Source organism: Bacillus manliponensis, from assembly GCF_000712595.1.
Classification (GTDB): domain Bacteria; phylum Bacillota; class Bacilli; order Bacillales; family Bacillaceae_G; genus Bacillus_A; species Bacillus_A manliponensis.
Window position 1 is genome coordinate 1 of the sequence record NZ_JOTN01000075.1, and the last position, 748, is coordinate 748.

Genomic DNA, 748 nt, shown 5'->3' on the forward strand with positions numbered 1-748 from the left:
AGAAAATCTTTGGTCAAACAGAGGAGAATGGCGTTTACTTTTCCAGCATAAATGATGTAACAATGGAATTAGCACTTGGATTCCGTGCGAAATTGTCTACAGGCGGATATCGTTACTACTGGTTCTTGAAAGGGAAATCTGAGTTACTTCCAATCGAAGGTAAAACGGCTGAAGGGAAGGTAACACCACAAACTTCTAAGCTCAAAATGAAATTCATGCCTTTGCAATTTAACGGACGTTGGAAAGGTGAAGCTGAAGATGGGGGTACATTCACAAAAGGAGCAAACTGGTTTAAACAGGTTGTATATCAGGAATCAGTTCTTACACCGCCAACTCCTTAAGATTTAATAAATCATTTATGAGAGGTTCAATGTGGACCTCTCTTTTTCATGTTTAAAAACGAAGGGAGAAATTCAAATGAAACCTGAGACATTAACACTTGTATTAAAAATCGATGGAAAAGACAAACGCTTTGTACCACCTAATTTTATTAGTGGTAAATTATTTCGACGTGCAGCAGAGATTGCAGATGCTTTTACTAATGGAAGTGAAGACGTTGCTGAATTTGATAATAACTTTCAATTTGTGTGCGATGTGTATGGAAACCAGTTTGATATTGAGGAGCTTGAAGAAGGTGTGGATGCTCGTAAGGTATTTAGGACCGTTTTCGGTGTAGCACAATACATTCTTGGACACGTTGAGCAAGCTAGTCGATTACTTGCAGCAGAAAATGAAGAAGACGGAAGTG

Annotated in this window: 2 protein-coding genes; both read left to right on the forward strand. The window is 38.5% G+C overall.

The annotated features are described in order from the left end of the window. The coding region (locus tag BAMA_RS23270; protein WP_034644426.1) for a major tail protein at positions 1-341 on the forward strand (341 nt) is incomplete at its 5' end. Positions 342-417: 76 nt separating this feature from the next. Next, on the forward strand, positions 418-748 hold a 331-nt coding region (gpG, locus tag BAMA_RS23275), incomplete at its 3' end, for a phage tail assembly chaperone G (RefSeq protein WP_034644427.1).